General features: G+C 41.4%; 21 protein-coding genes and 1 riboswitch. Of the genes, 18 read left to right on the top strand and 3 right to left on the bottom strand.

The window, feature by feature from the left end:
• The first annotated feature begins 73 nt into the window (after window positions 1-73).
• Window positions 74-853: a 30S ribosomal protein S2 gene (gene rpsB, locus SORDD05_RS07910; RefSeq protein WP_009729575.1), complete on the top strand. Its 780-nt coding sequence runs from the start codon at window positions 74-76 to the stop codon at window positions 851-853.
• 77 nt (window positions 854-930) lie between these two features.
• Window positions 931-1,971, top strand: coding sequence for a translation elongation factor Ts (gene tsf, locus SORDD05_RS07905; RefSeq protein WP_061418722.1), 1,041 nt, complete (start codon window positions 931-933; stop codon window positions 1,969-1,971).
• A gap of 114 nt (window positions 1,972-2,085) precedes the next feature.
• Here tsf and cysK read toward each other — a convergent pair whose 3' ends face one another.
• The 3 genes from cysK to SORDD05_RS07890 all read right to left on the bottom strand — a co-directional run bounded on the left by cysK (window position 2,086) and on the right by SORDD05_RS07890 (window position 4,202).
• Window positions 2,086-3,012: a cysteine synthase A gene (gene cysK, locus SORDD05_RS07900; protein ID WP_061418719.1), complete on the bottom strand. Its 927-nt coding sequence runs from the start codon at window positions 3,010-3,012 to the stop codon at window positions 2,086-2,088.
• Between the two features lie 96 nt (window positions 3,013-3,108).
• A complete protein-coding gene (locus SORDD05_RS07895; protein WP_061418716.1) occupies window positions 3,109-3,552 on the bottom strand; it encodes a PH domain-containing protein in 444 nt (147 codons plus the stop codon).
• Between the two features lie 14 nt (window positions 3,553-3,566).
• Window positions 3,567-4,202, bottom strand: coding sequence for a YigZ family protein (locus tag SORDD05_RS07890; RefSeq protein ID WP_061418713.1), 636 nt, complete (start codon window positions 4,200-4,202; stop codon window positions 3,567-3,569).
• A 56-nt stretch (window positions 4,203-4,258) separates the two neighbouring features.
• Here SORDD05_RS07890 and SORDD05_RS07885 point away from each other — a divergent pair, with 56 nt between their 5' ends.
• The 16 genes from SORDD05_RS07885 (at window position 4,259) to SORDD05_RS07810 (ending at window position 20,474) form a co-directional block, all read left to right on the top strand.
• Window positions 4,259-5,557 carry an ATP-dependent helicase ComFA gene (locus SORDD05_RS07885; protein WP_061418710.1) on the top strand — a complete coding sequence of 433 codons (1,299 nt, stop codon included), beginning with the start codon at window positions 4,259-4,261 and terminating at the stop codon, window positions 5,555-5,557.
• Window positions 5,554-6,216: a ComF family protein gene (locus tag SORDD05_RS07880; RefSeq protein WP_061418707.1), complete on the top strand. Its 663-nt coding sequence runs from the start codon at window positions 5,554-5,556 to the stop codon at window positions 6,214-6,216. Before SORDD05_RS07885 ends, SORDD05_RS07880 begins: the two co-directional genes overlap by 4 nt.
• Before the next feature lie 78 nt (window positions 6,217-6,294).
• The gene (gene hpf, locus SORDD05_RS07875; protein ID WP_000599119.1) at window positions 6,295-6,843 is read left to right on the top strand and encodes a ribosome hibernation-promoting factor, HPF/YfiA family; all 549 of its coding nucleotides are present in this window, start codon (window positions 6,295-6,297) and stop codon (window positions 6,841-6,843) included.
• 87 nt (window positions 6,844-6,930) lie between these two features.
• A complete protein-coding gene (locus tag SORDD05_RS07870) occupies window positions 6,931-8,109 on the top strand; it encodes an acetyl-CoA C-acetyltransferase (protein WP_061418704.1) in 1,179 nt (392 codons plus the stop codon).
• A gap of 152 nt (window positions 8,110-8,261) precedes the next feature.
• Window positions 8,262-10,235 (top strand): DHH family phosphoesterase, encoded by a 1,974-nt coding sequence (locus tag SORDD05_RS07865; RefSeq protein WP_061418701.1) that lies wholly within the window; start codon window positions 8,262-8,264, stop codon window positions 10,233-10,235.
• Window positions 10,232-10,684, top strand: coding sequence for a 50S ribosomal protein L9 (rplI, locus tag SORDD05_RS07860; RefSeq protein ID WP_000864206.1), 453 nt, complete (start codon window positions 10,232-10,234; stop codon window positions 10,682-10,684). Before SORDD05_RS07865 ends, rplI begins: the two co-directional genes overlap by 4 nt.
• Before the next feature lie 43 nt (window positions 10,685-10,727).
• A complete protein-coding gene (dnaB, locus tag SORDD05_RS07855) occupies window positions 10,728-12,080 on the top strand; it encodes a replicative DNA helicase (RefSeq protein WP_061418698.1) in 1,353 nt (450 codons plus the stop codon).
• Between the two features lies 1 nt (window position 12,081).
• On the top strand, window positions 12,082-12,348 hold the full coding sequence (locus SORDD05_RS07850; RefSeq protein ID WP_001278165.1) for a Veg family protein: 267 nt from the start codon (window positions 12,082-12,084) through the stop codon (window positions 12,346-12,348).
• 99 nt (window positions 12,349-12,447) lie between these two features.
• Entirely contained in the window at window positions 12,448-13,557 is a 1,110-nt protein-coding gene (locus tag SORDD05_RS07845) for an SH3 domain-containing protein (protein ID WP_061418695.1), read from the top strand.
• An 84-nt stretch (window positions 13,558-13,641) separates the two neighbouring features.
• The gene (gene polA, locus SORDD05_RS07840) at window positions 13,642-16,275 is read left to right on the top strand and encodes a DNA polymerase I (protein ID WP_061418847.1); all 2,634 of its coding nucleotides are present in this window, start codon (window positions 13,642-13,644) and stop codon (window positions 16,273-16,275) included.
• A gap of 103 nt (window positions 16,276-16,378) precedes the next feature.
• Window positions 16,379-16,481: riboswitch (TPP riboswitch) on the top strand.
• 70 nt (window positions 16,482-16,551) lie between these two features.
• Window positions 16,552-16,842, top strand: coding sequence for a thiamine-binding protein (locus tag SORDD05_RS07835; RefSeq protein WP_000647674.1), 291 nt, complete (start codon window positions 16,552-16,554; stop codon window positions 16,840-16,842).
• Window positions 16,805-17,563 carry an ABC transporter permease gene (locus SORDD05_RS07830; RefSeq protein ID WP_081102473.1) on the top strand — a complete coding sequence of 253 codons (759 nt, stop codon included), beginning with the start codon at window positions 16,805-16,807 and terminating at the stop codon, window positions 17,561-17,563. The genes SORDD05_RS07835 and SORDD05_RS07830 overlap by 38 nt, the downstream gene beginning before the upstream one ends.
• A 38-nt stretch (window positions 17,564-17,601) precedes the next feature.
• Window positions 17,602-18,609: an ABC transporter substrate-binding protein gene (locus SORDD05_RS07825; protein WP_061418692.1), complete on the top strand. Its 1,008-nt coding sequence runs from the start codon at window positions 17,602-17,604 to the stop codon at window positions 18,607-18,609.
• Window positions 18,609-19,337, top strand: coding sequence for an ABC transporter ATP-binding protein (locus SORDD05_RS07820; RefSeq protein WP_061418690.1), 729 nt, complete (start codon window positions 18,609-18,611; stop codon window positions 19,335-19,337). Before SORDD05_RS07825 ends, SORDD05_RS07820 begins: the two co-directional genes overlap by 1 nt.
• A gap of 15 nt (window positions 19,338-19,352) precedes the next feature.
• Window positions 19,353-19,712, top strand: coding sequence for a hypothetical protein (locus tag SORDD05_RS07815; RefSeq protein ID WP_223327255.1), 360 nt, complete (start codon window positions 19,353-19,355; stop codon window positions 19,710-19,712).
• 303 nt (window positions 19,713-20,015) lie between these two features.
• Window positions 20,016-20,474 (top strand): CtsR family transcriptional regulator, encoded by a 459-nt coding sequence (locus SORDD05_RS07810; RefSeq protein ID WP_061418684.1) that lies wholly within the window; start codon window positions 20,016-20,018, stop codon window positions 20,472-20,474.
• The last annotated feature ends 1 nt before the right edge of the window (window position 20,475 follow it).

The following is a 20,475-nucleotide window of genomic DNA, read 5'->3' as shown; positions in this document are numbered from 1 at the left end:
GTGAAACTGTTGCCCTTGGGTCGTTTTGCAAGCTGAAATCTAGAAGAGGAAAAAACAAAAAGGAGAAATACTCATGGCAGTAATTTCAATGAAACAACTTCTTGAGGCTGGTGTACACTTTGGTCACCAAACTCGTCGCTGGAACCCTAAGATGGCTAAGTACATCTTCACTGAGCGTAACGGAATCCACGTTATCGACTTGCAACAAACTGTAAAATACGCTGATCAAGCATATGACTTTATGCGTGATGCAGCAGCTAACGATGCAGTTGTATTGTTTGTTGGTACTAAGAAACAAGCTGCTGACGCTGTTGCTGAAGAAGCTGTACGTTCAGGTCAATACTACATCAACCACCGTTGGTTGGGTGGAACTCTTACTAACTGGGGAACTATCCAAAAACGTATTGCTCGTTTGAAAGAAATCAAACGTATGGAAGAGGAAGGGATCTTCGACGTTCTTCCTAAGAAAGAAGTTGCACTTCTTAACAAACAACGTGCACGTCTTGAAAAATTCTTGGGTGGTATCGAAGACATGCCTCGTATCCCAGATGTAATGTACGTAGTTGACCCACATAAAGAGCAAATCGCTGTTAAAGAAGCTAAAAAATTGGGTATCCCAGTTGTAGCGATGGTTGACACAAACACTGATCCAGACGATATTGATGTAATCATCCCAGCTAACGATGACGCTATCCGCGCGGTTAAATTGATTACAGCTAAATTGGCTGACGCTATCATCGAAGGACGTCAAGGTGAAGATGCGGTAGCAGTTGAAGCAGAATTTGCAGCTTCAGAAGCTCAAGCAGACTCAATCGAAGAAATCGTTGAAGTTGTAGAAGGCGACAACGCTTAATTCAAATAAGTAATCATTACCTAGGAGGGCGGGGCTTAGCCCGGCTCTCCTATTTTAAAAAATATAGGAGAATCAAAATGGCAGAAATTACAGCTAAACTTGTTAAAGAGTTGCGTGAAAAATCTGGTGCTGGTGTTATGGACGCTAAGAAAGCATTGGTTGAAGTTGAAGGTGATATCGAAAAAGCGATCGAATTGCTTCGCGAAAAAGGTATGGCTAAGGCAGCTAAGAAAGCTGACCGTGTTGCAGCTGAAGGTTTGACTGGTGTATTTGTTAACGGTAACGTTGCAGCAGTAGTTGAAGTAAATGCTGAAACTGACTTCGTTGCGAAAAACGCTCAATTCGTTGACTTGGTTAATGCTACAGCTAAAGTAATTGCTGAAGGAAAACCAGCTAACAACGAAGAAGCACTTGCTTTGACAATGCCTTCAGGTGAAACTCTTGAAGCAGCTTATGTGTCTGCAACTGCAACTATCGGGGAAAAAATCTCATTCCGTCGTTTTGCTTTGATCGAAAAAACAGATGCACAACACTTTGGAGCTTACCAACACAATGGTGGTCGTATCGGTGTTATCTCAGTTATCGAAGGTGGAGACGAAGCTCTTGCTAAACAATTGTCAATGCACATCGCAGCGATGAAACCAACAGTTCTTTCATACAAAGAATTGGACGCTCAATTCGTTAAAGATGAGTTGGCACAATTGAACCACGTAATCGACCAAGATAACGAAAGCCGTGCAATGGTTAACAAACCAGCCCTTCCACACTTAAAATATGGATCGAAAGCACAATTGACTGAAGAAGTAATTGCTCAAGCTGAAGCTGACATCAAAGCTGAGTTGGCTGCAGAAGGCAAACCAGAAAAAATCTGGGACAAAATCATCCCAGGTAAAATGGATCGCTTCATGCTTGACAACACTAAAGTTGACCAAGCTTACACACTTCTTGCCCAAGTCTACATCATGGACGATAGCAAGACAGTTGAAGCATACCTTGATTCAGTTAACGCTTCAGTAGTTGAGTTCGCTCGCTTTGAAGTTGGTGAAGGAATTGAGAAAGCTGCGAACGACTTCGAAGCAGAAGTTGCAGCTACAATGGCAGCAGCCTTGAATAACTAATGATAAAAGAGGAAGCAATTTGCTTCCTTTTTCTTTTGCTGTAGGGAACTTAGATTTTTCTTTAAATTGAACAAAGAAAAAGCCCTATAATAAGGGCTAAGTGCATTTAGGAGACTACACTTCAAATTCATAGAGTGCTGTAGACAGATAACGTTCGCCGTTATCTGGTGCTAAAGCAAGGACTTTCTTACCTGTGCCTAATTTTTTGGCAACTTCGATTGCTCCATAAATGGCTGCAGCTGAGGAAATCCCAACAAGGAAGCCTTCTTTTCCACCAATCTCACGGCCAAGCGTAAGTGCATCATCTGATGTTACACGGACGATACCGTCATAGGCTTTTGTATCAAGTGTATCAGGAATAAATCCAGCTGAGATGCCTTGAATTTTGTGAGGTCCAGGTTTTTCACCAGATAAGATAGCAGACTCATCAGCTTCAACCGCAAAAACTTGAATGTTTGGATTGACAGCTTTTAGTGCATGAGAAACACCTGAGATCGTTCCACCAGTACCGACACCACCCACAAAGGCATCTAGTCCATCAGAACCGAAAGCAGCTAGTATTTCAGCTCCTGTTGTTCTTTCGTGCACTTCTGGATTAGCTGGGTTATTAAATTGGAGTGGAAGGAAGCCGTCACGTTCAGCTGCGATTTCCTGAGCTTTGGCAATAGCTCCTTTCATTCCTTCGCTACCAGGAGTAAGGACGAGTTCAGCACCATAGGCTTGGATAATCTTACGTCGTTCCACACTCATCGTTTCGGGCATGACGATAACAACTTTATATCCCTTAGCAGCACCTACCCAAGAAAGTCCGATACCAGTATTTCCACTCGTTGCCTCAACAATGGTAGCACCCGGTTTTAGAATACCATCTTGTTCCGCTTTTTCAATCATGCTAAGGGCAATACGGTCTTTTACTGACGATCCAGGGTTAAAAGCTTCAAGTTTTACATAAACATCTGCAGCCCCCTCTGGAACAATGTTGTTAAGTTTAACAATCGGTGTTTGTCCGATTAGTTCAGTGATATTGTTATAAATAGCCATAGATATACCTCTTTGTATAAGATGATACTAGTATAACGCGCTCCAGACTATTTGTAAAATATAGAAATCCTATCAAAGTGATAGGATTTTTTTATATCAAAGGTCTAAGCCATTAATTTTTAATCGATTGTGATAAGCCAATTCTAATAAATAGGTGTAAAGAGGGAGGATGTCTGTTTTTTTAGGAAATTCAAATTTATGGAAACTAAGGTGTTCATTATGTGCTTTTAGAAATACATTTTCTAAATAAGTGATTGTAATCTCACTATCATCTATACCTGCTCCAGCTGTTTCCATTTCAATGTTTACAATGTTCATCAAAAAGATTGACTTAACAGACATCTTACGACCAGTAGCACCTTGCTTATCTGTAAAAATGATACGGATATTTGTAAAGATGATTGAATCACGAATAAGTTTATATCCACTTTGAATTTCTTCATTCTCTAGTAGGTATTGGCCATATTCTTTGATAAGAGTCTCTTTGTTTTGCTCGCTAAAGTTTCCAGCAAGTCCTTGAATAAATTTCCCAAAAGCCATAATTTCTCCTTTGTTTACACTAAGTTTACAGGAACCTCAACTTCACGTAAACCTTGATCTGTTAAAGTAACCTTTCCATTAAAAAACTCAACAAGAGCAGCCTTGATATTTTCTTTCTCTTCCTTATCAACATAAATCATTGTATCAACTTGATCTGTAAAGTTTGTATCCAGCTCCATGAGATGATGTTCTTTAAGGAAGTTACTGTACTCTTGGTATTGAGCGTAGGACATCTGAATGGCTATGCCAGCTTGCTCTTTGATTTCAATAATGCCAATTTCTTTGACAGCCAAGGCCACACTACCTGCATAAGCGCGAATCAAACCGCCAGCGCCTAACTTAATTCCCCCAAAGTAGCGAGTAACCACTACGCAGACATTAGTAAGATTATGATTTTCTAAGACACCGAGCATAGGGACTCCAGCAGTACCACTAGGCTCACCATCATCACTCGTACGCTTGATTTCACTTCGTTCCCCTACAATAAAAGCTGAGCAGTTATGGGTAGCTTTGTAGTGTTCTTTTTTGATGGTCGTGATGAAATCACGAGCCTCTTCTTCACTATAGACACGCTTTACATGACAGATAAAGCGTGACTTTTTAATTTCTTCTTGGACCTGCCCGTCCTCTTTAATTGTTCTAAATTCCATGATTTTATTGTACTAAAAAAAGCTTCAAAGTGCTAGATTTTTACGAATAAAGAAGTATGAAAGTAGATCCAAATTACCTCGGTCGCTTGTTTACTGAGAAGGAATTAACTGAAGAAGAACGACAGGAAGCAGTGAGACTGCCAGCAATGAGAAAAGAGAAGGGAAAGCTGTTTTGTCAACGTTGTGACAGTCTTATTTTGGAAGAATGGTATTTGCCTATTGGTGCTTACTATTGCAGAGCGTGCTTGCTGATGAAACGAGTAAGGAGCGATCAAGCTTTATACTATTTTCCACAGGAGGATTTTCCGAAACAAGATGTTCTTAAATGGCGTGGCCAATTGACTCCTTTTCAAGAGAAGGTATCGGAGGGATTGATTCGAGCAGTCGAAAAGAAAGAACCGACCTTAGTTCATGCTGTCACAGGAGCTGGAAAGACAGAGATGATTTATCAAGTTGTAGCCAAAGTGATTGACGATGGTGGTTCGGTGTGTTTGGCTAGTCCTCGAATCGATGTATGTTTGGAATTGTATAAGCGACTGCAGAATGACTTTGCTTGTGAGATAGCACTACTTCATGGCGAATCAGAGCCCTATTTTCGAACTCCACTAGTTGTTGCAACAACTCATCAGTTATTAAAATTCTATCATGCCTTTGATTTGCTGATAGTAGATGAAGTAGATGCCTTTCCTTATGTTGACAACCCTATACTTTACTACGCTGTAAACCAATGTGTAAAGGAGGAGGGGTTAAAGATATTCCTTACAGCGACTTCTACAGATGAGTTAGATAAGAAGGTTCGCACAGGAGAATTAAAACGATTGAGCTTGCCAAGACGATTTCATGGAAATCCATTGATTATTCCAAAGCCAGTTTGGTTATCGGATTTTAATCGTTATTTAGATAAGAGTCAGTTGTCACCTAAGTTAAAGAGCTCCATTGAGAAGCAGAGAAGAACAGGTTATCCCTTGTTAATCTTTGCATCAGAAATTAAAAAAGGCGAGAAACTAAAAGAAATATTGCAGGAACAGTTTCCAAATGAAAATATCGGCTTTGTTTCCTCTGTCACAGAAAATCGATTAGAGCAGGTGCAAGCTTTTCGAGATGGAGAGTTGACGATACTGATCAGTACGACAATTTTAGAGCGTGGAGTTACCTTCCCTTGTGTGGATGTTTTCGTAGTAGAAGCTAATCATCGTCTCTTTACCAAGTCTAGCTTGATTCAGATTGGTGGGCGAGTTGGGCGTAGTATGGACAGACCAACTGGTGAGTTGCTCTTCTTTCATGATGGATTAAATACTTCCATCAAAAAGGCAATCAAGGAAATCAAGCAGATGAACAAGGAGGCGGGATTATGAATTGTTTATTATGTGGCCAGTCAACAAAGAGTGACTTGACATTTAGTCACCTCTTACTGTTTAAGAATGAGCAAAACTATCTTTGCTCAGCTTGTGATTCTACTTTTGAGAAGATTGGTGAAGACCATTGTCCAAACTGCATGAAAAGAGGGTTGTCAACAACGTGTCAAGATTGTAAACTTTGGTGTGAAGATGGGATTCAAGTTGATCATAAAGCAATCTTCACCTATAATCAAGCTATGAAAGACTTCTTTAGTCGATATAAGTTTGATGGGGATTTTCTGCTTAGAAAAGTTTTTGCTTCCGTTCTTGCTGAGGAGTTGAAAAAGTATAGAGGTTATCAATTTGTGTTGATTCCCCTAAGTCCTGAAAGATTACTTGAGAGGGGATTTAATCAGGTTGAAGGTTTGGTTGAGGCAGCCGGATTTTCTTTTCAAGACTTACTAGGGAAAAGTGAAGAGAAGGCTAGTTCTTCTAAGAATCGCTCAGAACGATTAGCTACTGAAATTCCCTTTTATATTAAAACGGAAGCCCCTCTTCCTAAGAAGATTTTGGTTATTGATGACATCTATACGACAGGGGCGACTATCAATCGTGTGAAGCGACTGTTTGAAGAAGCAGGTGTTTTGGAAGTCAAAACTTTTTCCCTTGTAAGATGAGGAAAAATTTGCAAAATGAAAATGAAAGCGTTATAATATAGTTAGAAAAATAAAAATGTTTAGAAAGAAGGTACTTATATGATTAAATATAGTATCCGTGGTGAAAACCTAGAAGTAACAGAAGCAATTCGCAATTATGTAGTTTCTAAACTCGAAAAGATCGAAAAATATTTTCAACCTGAACAAGAGTTGGATGCACGTGTCAACTTGAAAGTTTACCGTGAAAAAACAGCAAAAGTTGAAGTGACGATTCCACTTGGATCAATTACCCTTCGTGCAGAAGATATTTCTCAAGATATGTATGGTTCTATCGATCTTGTAACAGATAAAATTGAACGCCAGATTCGAAAAAATAAAACAAAAATCGAACGCAAGAATAAAAATAAGGTTGCAACAAGCCAACTCTTTACAGATGCTCTAGTTGAAGATGCAAATGTTGTGCAGCCAAAAGTGGTTCGTTCAAAACAAATTGATTTAAAACCAATGGATTTGGAAGAAGCTCTTCTTCAAATGGACTTGTTGGGGCATGATTTCTTTATCTATGTTGATGTCGAAGATCAAACAACAAATGTTTTGTATCGCCGCGAAGATGGTGAAGTTGGTTTGCTAGAAGTTAAGGAATCATAAAATCTTGACGACTATGTAAAAGTGGTTTACACAATTGTAAACCACTTTTGTATTGCATCATTATACAAGGTATAAATGGAGGTAGTTATGAAAGACGTAGTGATTGTTTCAGCAGTGCGAACTCCAATAGGCTCCTTTGGAGGAAGTTTGAAGAATGTTTCTGCTGTTGATTTGGGATCTTTGGTCATTAAGAGTGCTTTGGAAAAAGCGAATATTAAACCAGAGCAGGTAGACGAAGTGATTATGGGGAATGTCCTAGGCGCAGGTTTAGGGCAAAACGTAGCTCGTCAAATGAGTATTCATGCGGGACTTCCTGAATTTACACCAGCCTTTACTATTAATAAGGTTTGTGGTTCTGGGTTGAAGGCAGTGCAGTTGGCTGCTCAAGCGATTCAGTGTGGCGATGCAGATATTATCGTAGCTGGTGGCGCAGAAAACATGAGTCAGGCACCATATGTTTTGCCAAGCTTCCGTTGGGGTGGCCGTATGGGCGATTCGAAAGTGGTAGACACCATGATTAAGGACGGTTTGTCTGATGCTTTTAACGAATACCATATGGGGATTACAGCTGAGAATGTGGCTGAAGAATATGGTATTAGCCGGGATGAACAAGATGCTCTTGCTTTGGAATCACAAAAACGAGCAGTAGCGGCTATAGAATCTGGACGCTTTAAGGAAGAGATTGTTTCGGTGGTCATTCCTCAACGCAAAGGTTATCCTATCGTCTTTGATACAGATGAATTTCCTAGGAAAGATGCTAGCTTGGAGAGTTTATCTAAGCTAGGTCCTGTTTTCAAAAAAGACGGTTCTGTCACAGCGGGAAATGCTTCAGGTATCAATGACGGGGCAGCAGCTGTCTTGGTCATGAGTGCTGAAAAAGCTGAAGAATTAGGACTTCCAGTGATTGCTCGCATTCGTTCGTATGCAAGTGTAGGTTTGGATCCTAGGATGATGGGATGTGGACCGATTTATGCGACTCGCAAAGCTCTTGAAAAAGGCAATTTGACAGTTGATGATCTTGACTTGATCGAGTCAAATGAAGCCTTTGCTGCTCAGGCTTGTGCGGTTGGGAAAACACTTGGATTTAACACAGATATTGTCAATGTCAATGGTGGTGCGATTGCTCTTGGTCACCCAATTGGAGCTTCAGGCTGCCGTATCCTAGTGACTCTGGTACATGAGATGATGAAACGTGATGCCAAAACTGGTTTAGCAACTCTCTGTATCGGGGGAGGGATGGGAACAGCTCTCATCGTTGAACGTTAGATGGTAGTAATCTTAGTGCAGGAGGATAATGAGCTTATTCTCCTTTTTGCATTAAAACCATAAAAAAATCAATAAGGAAAAGGAGGCTTACCACTTTTTAAAGGTCGCTTTTTAAGGGCATTTGTGATATAATAATGCGCAAGAGGTTTAGAATGAAAAAAAATAATTTAACCCCGATTTCTGCGGTTCTACTAGGGATTGCAACTTTCGGAACCTTAACAATGCTGATTATTTTTTCACAAAATAATGTTGTAACAATCAGTGCCTTGTTTTTATTTGTACTTCTTTATCTGCTTTTATTCATCTGGCAAAAAAAACAGTATGAAAAAAGCGAAATTGAACAAATCCAATACGTAAACCATCAAGCGGAAGATAGCTTGAACACGTTGCTCGATCAAATGCCAGTTGGTGTTCTGAAATTAGACTTATCTAGTGGCGAAGTCGAATGGTTTAATCCTTATGCTGAGTTGATTTTGACGACTGAAGAAGGCGAAATTGATGTTGACTTGATTCAAACCATTATCAAAGCTTCTGTTGGGAATCCTGGTTCGTATGCTACCTTAGGGGAAACACGCTATGCCGTTCATCTGGACAAGGTTTCGGGTGTCCTGTATTTTTTTGACGTTTCAGGGGAATACGAAGCAACTGTCGAATTGGTAACCAGTCGACCAGTGATTGGGGTTGTCTCGGTAGACAACTACGATGATCTAGAAGATGCAACCTCTGACTCCGATATTAGTCATATCAATAGTTTTGTGGCAAATTTTGTTTCAGAATTTGCTAGTAAGTATGCTATGTTTTCTCGGCGTGTGGGGATGGACCGCTTTTATTTATTTACTGATTACACAGTTCTAGAGGGCTTGATGAATGATAAATTCTCTGTGATTGATGCCTTTCGTGAGGAGGCAAAACAGAGACAGCTGCCATTGACCTTGAGCATGGGCTTTTCTTATGGTGATGGAAATCATGATGAGATAGGGAAAGTTGCTCTAAGGAACTTAAACCTAGCTGAGGTTCGTGGTGGGGACCAAGTAGTTGTCAAGGAAAATGATGAAACCAAGAACCCAGTCTACTTTGGTGGTGGTTCCGCAGCCTCTGTTAAGAGAACAAGAACACGTACCAGAGCCATGATGACAGCTATTTCAGATAAGATTCGCAGTGTGGATCAGGTATTTGTAGTTGGTCATAAGAATCTGGATATGGATGCCTTGGGGTCTGCGGTTGGCATGCAGTTGTTTGCAAATAATATTATTGAGAACAGTTATGCTGTCTATGATGCAGACCAGATGTCAGCAGATATCGAACGTGCTATCCAGTTCTTAAAGAAAGAAGATGTCACGAAACTCTTATCTCTTACAGAAGCGATGAGGCTAGTTACAAACCGTTCACTATTGATTCTGGTGGATCATTCCAAGACGGCTTTAACCTTGTCAAAAGATTTTTATGATTTGTTCACTCAAACTATTGTTATTGACCATCATAGACGTGATCAGGATTTCCCTGAGAATGCAGTCATCACCTATATCGAAAGTGGAGCAAGTAGTGCGAGTGAGTTGGTCACAGAGTTGATTCAGTTCCAAAATTCTAAGAAGAATCGTTTGAGTCGTATGCAGGCTAGTGTTTTGATGGCTGGTATGATGCTGGATACCAAGAATTTCACATCTCGAGTAACGAGTCGAACCTTTGATGTAGCTAGCTACCTCAGAACACGTGGAAGCGATAGTATTGCCATCCAGGAGATTGCTGCGACAGATTTTGAAGAGTACCGTGAGGTAAATGAACTCATTTTACAAGGTCGTAAGTTGGGTTCAGATGTCTTAATTGCTCAAGCTAAGGACTCAACCACTTATGACACCGTTGTTATCAGTAAGGCTGCCGATGCTATGCTGGCTATGTCCGGTATTGAGGCTAGTTTCGTTCTAGCAAAAAATACACAAGGATTTATCTCAATCTCGGCTCGAAGCCGTAGTAAAATCAATGTGCAACGGATTATGGAAGAACTGGGCGGTGGTGGTCACTTTAATCTAGCTGCTGCACAAATCGAGAATATGGGTCTGTCAGAAGTTGGAGACAAATTGACTCAACTTGTCTTAGATGAACTAAAGGAAAAGGAGAAAGAAGAATGAAAGTAATCTTTTTAGCAGATGTCAAAGGAAAAGGGAAAAAAGGCGAAATCAAGGAAGTGCCAACTGGCTACGCTCAAAACTTCCTGATTAAAAAGAATTTGGCTAAGGAAGCGACTGCTCAGGCAATCGGTGAATTGCGTGGAAAACAAAAATCAGAAGAAAAGGCTCATGCAGAGATGTTAGCAGAGGCAAGAGCAATCAAAGCCAAGCTTGAAGCAGAAGAAACTGTTGTAGAGTTTGTTGAAAAGGTTGGACCAGATGGCCGTACCTTTGGCTCAATCACCAATAAGAAGATTGCAGAAGAACTGCAAAAGCAATTTGGAATTAATATTGACAAGCGTCATATTCAAGTAAAGGCACCAATTCGAGCAGTAGGTTTGATTGATGTACCAGTGAAAATCTACCAAGATGTTACAAGTGTCATCAATCTTCGTGTAAAAGAAGGGTAAGTTTACAACTTCTTGACAAGATTGTAAAAGGAAGGAAAGTCGGATGGCAGAAGTAGAGGAACTGCGAGTTCAACCTCAGGATATTTTGGCCGAACAATCTGTTTTGGGGGCTATTTTTATAGATGAGAGCAAGCTCGTTTTTGTCCGAGAATACATTGATTCTCGAGACTTCTTTAAGTATGCTCATCGGTTGATTTTCAAAGCGATGGTAGATTTGTCGGATCGTGGAGAAGCGATTGATGCGACGACGGTTCGGACAATTTTGGATAGCCAAGGGGATCTCCAAAATATTGGTGGCTTGTCTTACCTTGTCGAAATTGTTAACTCTGTACCAACTTCAGCCAACGCGGAGTATTATGCTAAAATCGTAGCTGAAAAGGCTATGCTACGTCGCTTGATTTCCAAGTTGACAGACTCTGTCAACCAAGCCTATGAAGCTTCTAAGCCTGTAGATGAAATCATCGCTCAAGCTGAAAAGGGGCTCATTGATGTTAGTGAAAACGCCAATCGTAGTGGTTTCAAGAATATCCGTGATATTTTAAATATCAACTTTGGGAACCTAGAAGTTCGGTCACAACAAACAACGGATATCACTGGTATTGCAACGGGCTACCGTGATTTGGATCATATGACGACAGGTCTCCATGAGGAGGAACTGATTATTATCGCAGCTCGTCCTGCGGTCGGTAAAACAGCCTTTGCCTTGAACATTGCTCAGAACATTGGGACTAAGTTGGACAAGACGGTAGCTATCTTTTCACTGGAAATGGGTGCGGAAAGTCTAGTAGACCGTATGTTGGCGGCCGAAGGCTTGGTGGAGTCCCATTCTATCCGTACGGGTCAATTGACCGATGAAGAATGGCAAAAGTATACCATTGCTCAAGGGAATCTAGCCAATGCGAGCATTTATATCGATGACACACCAGGAATTCGAATCACGGAAATTCGTTCGCGCTCACGCAAACTGGCTCAAGAAACAGGCAATCTAGGCTTGATTTTGATCGACTACCTACAGCTTATCACAGGGACTGGTCGTGAGAACCGCCAACAAGAAGTTTCTGAAATTTCTCGTCAGTTGAAAATTCTTGCTAAGGAATTGAAAGTTCCAGTCATTGCTCTTAGTCAGTTATCTCGTGGAGTGGAACAGCGTCAGGATAAGAGACCAGTCTTGTCTGATATTCGTGAATCGGGTTCTATCGAGCAGGATGCGGATATCGTAGCCTTTCTATACCGTGACGACTACTACGATCGTGCGGGTGAAGAAGAGGAAGAAATTCCAAATAACAAGGTAGAGGTTATCATCGAGAAAAACCGTAGTGGGGCTCGTGGAACGGTGGAATTGATTTTCCAAAAAGAATACAATAAATTTTCAAGTATCTCAAAGAGGGAGGCATAAGATGTCAGATGCATTTACAGATGTAGCCAAGATGAAAAAAATCAAAGAAGAGATTAAGGCGCATGAGGGACAAGTCGTTGAAATGACTTTGGAAAATGGCCGTAAGCGCCAAAAAAACAGACTGGGTAAGTTAATTGAGGTTTATCCATCTTTATTTATCGTTGAATTTGGGGATGTTGAGGGAGACAAACAAGCCAATGTCTATGTTGAATCCTTCACCTACTCAGATATCTTAACAGAAAAGAATTTGATTCGCTATCTAGACTAAGAATCCTAAAATGAAGTGAGCTTTGCTCACTTTTTTCTTTTTCTTTCGAATAGTATAAACGAGGGTAACCTCGGAAATTTATATTATTAAGGAGAATGAATGACGTTTTTAAAATTAGGAGTTAAGAAGAGTAGATATACTCAGTTGGGTGTGGGGCTGGTTACATTGTTTGTTACAAGCACTTTTTTGTTTGGTGGGGAATCGGTTCAGGCTGATAGTGTAGCACGTGGTGATGACTATCCGCTTCACTACAAAAATGGCAGTGTGGAAATCGACCACTGGCGAATGTATTCTCGCCAGTGTACGTCTTTCGCGGCCTTTCGTTTGAGTAGTGTAAATGGCTTTGAGATTCCGCCTGCTTATGGAAATGCAAATGAATGGGGGCATCGGGCAAGGCGAGAAGGATACCGTGTTGATAGCAAGCCAGAAGTTGGATCTATTGCTTGGTCTACAGAAGGTTACTACGGGCATGTGGCCTGGGTATCAAATGTATCAGGGGATACGATTGAGATCGAAGAGTATAATTATGGTGTTAGGGAGAAATATAATCGTCGAAGCGTAAAAGCTAGCTCTATGACAGGCTTTATCCATTTTAAGGACTTGGTAGGGAATGATGGTAGAACTGGAAGTCCTATAGGATCAGGGTTGGCGTCTAGTGGGACTCATACGTTTACTCAAAAGTCTGCCATTCGAAACCAGCCGTCAAGTACAGCACAAGTTATTGACTACTACTATCCTGGTGAAAATGTTAGCTATGACCAAATCGTAGAAAAGGACGGTTATAAATGGCTCAGCTACCTATCCTATAGTGGAACGAGAAGATACGTCCAGCATACGGAAACAGAATCGCTGGAGAATGGTTGGAAGAAGCAAAACGGTATTTGGAATTACCTTGAGAACGGGAAACTCGCAACTGGTTGGAAGAAAATAAATGGCAGTTGGTATTACTTTAAAGACAATGGGACCATGTCAACAGGTTGGGTAAAGGATAATTCGCATTGGTACTACCTAAAGGCATCGGGGGAGATGCAGACAGGATGGCTCAAGGAAGACGGGACATGGTATTATTTGGAGAGTTCAGGGGCTATGAAGTCTAGTCAGTGGTTCCAAGTAGGAGGAAAGTATTACTACGTCAATGCTTCAGGGGCTTTAGCAGTGAATACCACTGTGGATGGCTATCGAGTAGATAGTAACGGAGCTAGAATCTAGAAAGAATATAAAAAAGAGGACTTCACGACCATTTGCCTATTCTTTCCGATGGTATTTTTCCTCGCTTTCCTTTATAATGGGTGTATGGACAAGAAAAAATTATTATTGATTGATGGATCTTCTGTTGCCTTTCGAGCTTTTTTCGCGCTCTATCAGCAACTGGATCGATTTAAGAATGCTAATGGACTTCATACCAATGCAATCTATGGCTTTCAACTCATGTTGAATCATGTCTTAGAGCGGGTTGAACCTAGTCATGTTTTGGTAGCCTTTGATGCTGGTAAGACGACTTTTCGAACAGAGATGTATGCAGACTACAAGGGTGGTCGCGCGAAAACTCCAGATGAGTTTCGTGAGCAATTTCCCTTCATTCGCGAGTTGCTAGATCACCTTGGAATTCGCCATTATGAGTTGCCGCAGTATGAAGCGGATGATATCATCGGGACTCTTGGTCGCTTGGCTGAAAATGAATCTTTTGATGTAACAATCGTTAGCGGAGACAAGGACTTGATCCAGTTGACGGATGAGCGTACGGTGGTCGAGATTTCCAAGAAAGGTGTGGCTGAGTTTGAGGCCTTTACACCAGCTTACCTTATGGAAAAGATGGGACTCACACCAGCTCAGTTTATAGACCTCAAGGCCCTGATGGGGGATAAGTCTGATAATATCCCTGGCGTCACTAAGATCGGTGAAAAGACGGGTATCAAGCTCTTGCTAGAACACGGTTCGTTAGAGGGTATTTATGAAAATATCGATGGGATGAAGGCTTCTAAGATGAAGGAAAATCTCATCCATGACAAGGAACAAGCCTTTTTGTCTAAAACCTTGGCGACCATTGAGACTCAGGCACCAATTGAGATTGGACTAGATGATTTGGTCTATAATGGCCCAGATGTGGAAAATCTCGGAAAATTCTACGATGAGATGGGCTTCAAACAACTCAAGCAAGCTTTAAATGTTTCGTCGACGGATGTGGCTGAGAGGTTGGACTTCGCTATCGTTGACCAAGTGAAGGAAGATATGCTGAGTTCCGACTCCATCTTCCATTTTGAACTCTTTGGGGAGAACTACCATACAGATGACTTGGTTGGTTTTGCATGGTCTTGTGGTGATAAACTTTATGCTACAGATAAACTTGCGCTCTTGCAGGAACCGATTTTCAAGGATTTTCTAGAAAATACGCCTCTGAAAGTGTATGATTTTAAGAAAGCCAAAGTCCTCTTAAATCGTTTTGGTTTGAATTTACAGGCTCCAGCTTTTGACAGTCGCTTGGCCAAATACCTTCTCTCTACTGTCGAGAACAATGAAATTTCAACCATTGCGAATCTTTATGGTCAAACTTACATGGTCGATGATGAGACCTTCTACGGCAAGGGGGTCAAGAAGGCCATCCCTGAGAGAGAGAATTTCTTGGAGCATTTGGCTCGCAAGGTTGCTGTATTGGTTGAGACCGAACCTGTTTTACTTGAAAAACTCAGTGAACATGGACAGTTAGATCTTCTCTATGACATGGAGCAGCCTCTGGCCTTTGTCCTTGCCAAGATGGAAATCGCTGGAATTACGGTTAAGAAAGAGACCTTGCTTGAAATGCAGGCTGAAAATGAACTTGTCATTGAGAAGCTAACTCAGGAGATTTATGAGCTGGCTGGTGAGGAGTTTAATATCAACTCGCCTAAACAGTTGGGCGCGCTTCTCTTTGAAAAGCTCGGCCTTCCTCTAGAATACACCAAGAAAACCAAGACAGGTTACTCAACAGCCGTGGATGTGCTAGAGCGTCTGGCTCCTATTGCGCCAATCGTTAAGAAAATTCTAGACTACCGTCAGATTGCTAAGATTCAATCGACTTACGTGCTTGGCTTGCAGGATTGGATTTTATATGATGGCAAGATTCACACGCGCTATGTGCAGGATTTGACCCAGACAGGTCGTCTGTCTAGTGTGGATCCAAACCTCCAAAATATTCCTGTGCGTTTGGAACAAGGCCGCCTCATTCGTAAGGCTTTTGTGCCAGAGTGGGAGGATAGTGTCCTGCTTAGCTCGGACTATTCACAGATTGAGTTGCGTGTCTTAGCGCATATCTCTAAAGATGAGCACTTGATTAAGGCTTTCCAAGAGGGAGCTGATATCCATACCTCGACAGCCATGCGTGTCTTTGGAATTGAACGACCTGAGGATGTGACGCCAAACGACCGTCGCAATGCCAAGGCTGTCAACTTTGGAGTGGTTTACGGGATTTCAGATTTTGGCTTGGCAAACAATCTTGGTATTAGTCGCAAGAAGGCCAAAGCCTACATTGATACCTATTTTGAACGTTTTCCTGGAATCAAAAACTATATGGAAGAAGTGGTACGTGAGGCGCGTGATAAGGGCTATGTAGAGACCCTTTTCAAGCGTCGTCGAGAGCTACCAGATATCAATTCGCGCAACTTTAACATTCGTGGTTTTGCGGAGCGGACAGCCATTAACTCTCCTATCCAGGGATCGGCAGCAGATATTCTTAAGATTGCTATGATTCAGCTAGACAAGGCTCTAGTTGAAGGTGGCTATCAGACCAAGATGCTCTTGCAAGTGCATGATGAAATCGTCCTTGAAGTTCCTAAATCTGAACTGGCAGAGATGAAAAAGTTGGTGAAACAAACCATGGAAGAAGCTATCCAGCTCAGTGTCCCACTCATTGCTGATGAGAATGAAGGAGCAACCTGGTACGAGGCTAAATAAGAAAGTTATGAAAGAGTTTGAAGCATTTGCCTTCAAACTCTTTTTCATGGTTTTCTGTAAGCAGTTTCCTTGACTTCTTTCTTTTTTTAGGCTATCATATACCCATATAATATACGGGAGTCTGTGTACAGTCTGAGAGGAAGTGTTAAACTTCGACCGCACCTGATCTGGGTAATGCCAGCGTAGGGAAGGATACTTAGCCGAATTCTGCACCTTTTCCGTATATGGAAGGGGTTTTCTTTTTGTCAAAAGGAAGCCTGAGAAGAGGAGGTTTTTATGAAAGCAAGCATTGCCTTGCAAGTCTTGCCCCTATCACAGGGGATTGACCGGATTGCTATTATCGATCAGGTTATTGCTTATCTGCAAGCTCAGTCCGTGACCATGGTGGTGACACCCTTTGAAACGGTCTTGGAAGGAGAGTTTGATGAGCTCATGCGCATTCTCAAAGAAGCGCTAGAAGTGGCAGGGCAGGAGGCAGATAATGTCTTTGCCAATGTCAAAATAAATGTAGGAGAGATTTTAAGCATCGATGAGAAACTTGAAAAGTATGATGAGACGACACATTAGTCTTTTGGGCTTTATAGGAGTCTTGTCGGTCTGGCAGTTAGCGGGAATATTCAAACTTTTACCCAAGTTTATCCTACCAACTCCCTTTGAAATTCTCCAGGCCTTTGTTCGTGACAGAGAATTTCTCTGGCACCATAGCTGGGCGACCTTGAGAGTGGCTTTACTGGGACTAGTCTTAGGAGTCTTGATTGCCTGTCTCATGGCGGTGCTTATGGACAGTCTGGCTTGGCTCAATGACTTGATTTACCCTATGATGGTGGTTGTTCAGACCATTCCTACCATTGCTATAGCTCCTATCTTGGTCTTGTGGCTAGGCTATGGAATTTTGCCCAAGATTGTCTTGATAATCCTGACAACAACCTTTCCTATCATCGTTAGTATTTTGGATGGATTTAGGCATTGTGACAAGGATATGCTGACCCTGTTTAGTCTGATGCGTGCAAATCCTTGGCAAATTCTTTGGCATTTTAAAATCCCGGTTAGTCTGCCCTACTTTTATGCAGGTCTGAGGGTCAGTGTCTCCTACGCCTTTATCACAACAGTGGTATCTGAGTGGTTGGGAGGCTTTGAAGGACTAGGTGTCTACATGATTCAGTCCAAGAAACTGTTTCAGTATGATACTATGTTTGCCATTATTATTCTGGTGTCGATTATTAGCCTTCTGGGTATGAAGTTGGTCGATGTCAGCGAAAAATATGTGATTAAATGGAAACGTTCATAGGACAAGAACGTTTGAGAAAAAGAAAAGAGGAAATCAAAATGAAAAAAACATGGAAAGTGTTTTTAACGCTTGTAACGGCTTTTGTAGCTGTCGTACTTGTGGCTTGTGGCCAAGGGACTGCTTCTAAGGACAACAAAGAAGCAGAAGTTAAGAAGATTGACTTTATCCTAGACTGGACACCAAATACTAACCACACAGGGCTGTATGTTGCCAAGGAAAAAGGTTATTTCAAAGAAGCTGGAGTGGATGTTGACTTGAAATTGCCACCAGAAGAAAGCTCATCTGACTTGGTAATCAATGGTAAGGCACCATTTGCAGTGTATTTCCAAGACTACATGGCTAAGAAATTGGAAAAAGGGGCAGGAATCACTGCCGTTGCCGCTATCGTAGAGCACAATACATCAGGGATCATCTCACGTAAATCTGACAATGTCACCAGTCCAAAAGACTTGGTTGGCAAGAAATACGGTACTTGGAATGACCCCACTGAGCTTGCTATGTTGAAAACATTGGTAGAATCACAAGGTGGAGATTTTGAAAAGGTTGAAAAAGTACCAAACAACGACTCAAACTCCATCACACCGATTGCCAATGGCGTCTTTGACACTGCTTGGATCTACTACGGTTGGGATGGTATCCTTGCCAAATCTCAAGGCGTAGATGCTAACTTCATGTACTTAAAAGACTATGTCAAGGAGTTTGACTACTACTCACCCGTTATCATCGCAAACAACGACTATTTGAAAGACAATAAAGAAGAAGCTCGTAAAATCATCCAAGCCATCAAAAAAGGCTATCAATATGCTATGGAGCATCCAGAGGAAGCAGCCGATATTCTCATCAAGAATGCACCTGAGCTCAAAGAAAAACGTGACTTTGTCATCGAATCTCAAAAATACTTGTCAAAAGAATATGCAAGCGACAAGGAAAAATGGGGACAATTTGACGCTGACCGCTGGAATGCCTTCTACAAATGGGATAAAGAACATGGTATCCTTAAAGAAGATTTGACTGACAAGGGCTTCACTAACGAATTTGTAAAATAATGACAGAAATTAGACTAGAACACGTAAGCTATGCCTATGGCGATGAAAAGATTTTAGAAGATATCAACCTGCAGGTGACTTCGGGTGAAGTGGTTTCTATCCTAGGTCCAAGTGGTGTTGGAAAGACCACCCTCTTTAACCTAATCGCTGGGATTTTAGAAGTCCAGTCTGGGCGAATTATCCTTGATGGCGAGGAAAATCCTAAGGGGCGCGTGAGTTATATGTTGCAAAAGGATCTCCTCTTGGAGCACAAGACGGTGCTTGGCAATATCATCCTGCCTCTCTTGATTCAAAAGGTGGATAAGTCAGAGGCTATTGCCCGAGCGGATGAAATCCTTGCGACCTTCCAGCTGACAGCTATACGAGATAAGTATCCCCATGAACTCAGTGGTGGGATGCGCCAGCGTGTAGCCTTGCTCCGGACCTATCTTTTTGGACACAAGCTCTTTCTCTTGGATGAGGCCTTTAGTGCCTTGGATGAGATGACCAAGATGGAACTCCACGCTTGGTATCTGGAGATTCACAAACAGCTACAGCTGACGACCTTGATTATCACACATAGTATCGAGGAGGCCCTCAATCTCAGCGATCGCATCTATATCTTGAAAAACCGCCCCGGGCAGATTGTTTCAGAAATTAAACTAGATTGGTCTGAAGGTGAGGACAAGGAAGTCCAAAAGATTGCCTATAAGCGTCAAATCTTGGCGGAATTGGGATTAAATACTTAGAAAAATAGAGAGTTGGTGAAGTTTATTCTTTATCAGCGTCCTTTTTGTAAAGCAATAGAAAGAGTGTATGACATGTTAAGCAGACTGAAGAAATTACGGAGAGAAAATGGAACATCAGTTGTCTCCTTTGCATTTATTGCAATTGCTATAGTATCAGGATTTATAATTTACTTTAGTCCTGATATTGCAAAGTCATTAGGATTAGATGAAAAAAGATTTGAAAACGTAGTGGGAACAGTTTTAACTCCGACATTATTATTTATAGGTTATTTAATTTTTGAAAAATCTGTAGATAAATATCGAGAAGAAATTAAAGAGGAACAGAAAATACTAAAAGAAAAACAGAATGAGTTGGGAGACAATTTTAAAAGTTAAGAGAAAATTAGAGTTGTTGGTGGAATAGGTTTCCTTTACTAAGGAAAATGGAGACATAGTAAAAAGTACGTTTGACCGTGCTAGTTCTTGCCTGCTGAACTCGTCAATATTACGCCCTTTTTAGGGCTCTTTTTGTGGACTTTTTTAGGAACTTTCAAGAAAAACTAAGGCGATTTAATGCCTAAATGTTTTTAAAGAAAGTCAGTATTTTCAAGGGCTGAGCTCTAAAAATTTGACTTATAGAGTGTTAAATGATAGTATAGTCAAAGATAGTCAAGGTTCAAAGAAGGAGTTTGATTTACTATGAGATTTAAAAATACATCAGATCATATCGAAGCCTATATCAAGGCAATTTTAGACCAATCTGGTATCGTGGAATTGCAGCGGAGCCAGTTGGCGGATACCTTTCAGGTTGTGCCTAGTCAGATCAACTATGTCATCAAGACACGTTTTACTGAAAGCAGAGGTTACTTGGTTGAGAGCAAGCGTGGTGGTGGAGGCTACATTCGCATCGGACGGATTGAGTTTTCCAATCATCATGAGATGCTCCGCGATTTGCTTTACTCGATTGGTGAGCGAGTTAGTCAGGAAATCTATGAGGATATCCTGCAACTTTTGGTGGAGCAGGACTTGATGACCAAGCAGGAGATGACCTTGCTGACTTCAGTAGCAACAGATCGTGTCCTAGGGGAAGAATCCTTAGTAGTCCGTGCCAATATGCTCCGACAGCTATTACAAGAGGTAGATAGAAAAGAGAAGTAAG

Source organism: Streptococcus oralis (assembly GCF_001578705.1).
GTDB classification, from domain to species: Bacteria; Bacillota; Bacilli; order Lactobacillales; family Streptococcaceae; genus Streptococcus; species Streptococcus oralis_J.
This window is presented reverse-complemented; position numbering and strand designations above follow the sequence as displayed.